Origin of the sequence: Desulfovibrio sp. SGI.230 (assembly GCF_050313065.1) — a bacterium.
In the GTDB taxonomy this organism is placed as follows: Bacteria; Desulfobacterota; Desulfovibrionia; order Desulfovibrionales; family Desulfovibrionaceae; genus Desulfovibrio.
On record NZ_JBNPKS010000031.1, the window covers coordinates 1 to 729 of the forward strand.

At 51.4% G+C, this 729-nt stretch carries 1 rRNA gene; it reads right to left on the minus strand.

From position 1 onward, the window contains the following. Nucleotides 1–643: ribosomal RNA gene (locus ACQRAG_RS11760) — 23S ribosomal RNA — on the minus strand; the annotation flags it as partial. Nucleotides 644–729: the final 86 nt, after the last annotated feature.

Below are 729 nucleotides of genomic sequence, written 5' to 3' on the forward strand. Positions count from 1 at the left end.
GCAGTACAGATTAACTCGCTGACTCATTATGCAAAAGGCACGTGATCACGGAACAAGTCCGCTCTCACAGCTTGTAAGCACCAGGTTTCAGATTCTATTTCACTCCTCTAACAGAGGTTCTTTTCACCTTTCCCTCACGGTACTGGTACACTATCGGTCGTCGGTTAGTACTTAGCCTTGGAAGATGGTCCTCCCGGATTCCCACGAGGTTCCACGTGTCTCGCGGTACTCAGGTACCGGCTGTGTCGCTTTCGGTTTCAGGTACGGGGCTGTCACCCGCTCTGGCAGAGCTTTCCAGCTCATTTCCCCTGCCTACTCATGAATCACATATGCCGGCCCTACAACCCCGGCTGAACGAATCCAGCCGGTTTGGGCTCATCCCATTTCGCTCGCCGCTACTTTGGGAGTCTCGTTTGATTTCTTTTCCTTCAGGTACTGAGATGTTTCACTTCCCTGAGTTGGCGCTGGACACTTTATGTATTCAAGTGCCCGCGACGGAGCATGACCTCCGCCGGGTTTCCCCATTCAGAAATCCCCGGATCATAGAATGTTTAGCTTCTCCCCGAGGCTTTTCGCAGCTTACCACGTCTTTCATCGCCTTCCGACGCCAAGGCATCCACCCGATGCTCTTGTCAACTTGTCTTCTCGAAAAAAACTTCCTTCCATCCCTATTCAATTGTAAAAGAGCAATCACTTTCGTGATGGCCGGATCATATCCGGTTCGAACTC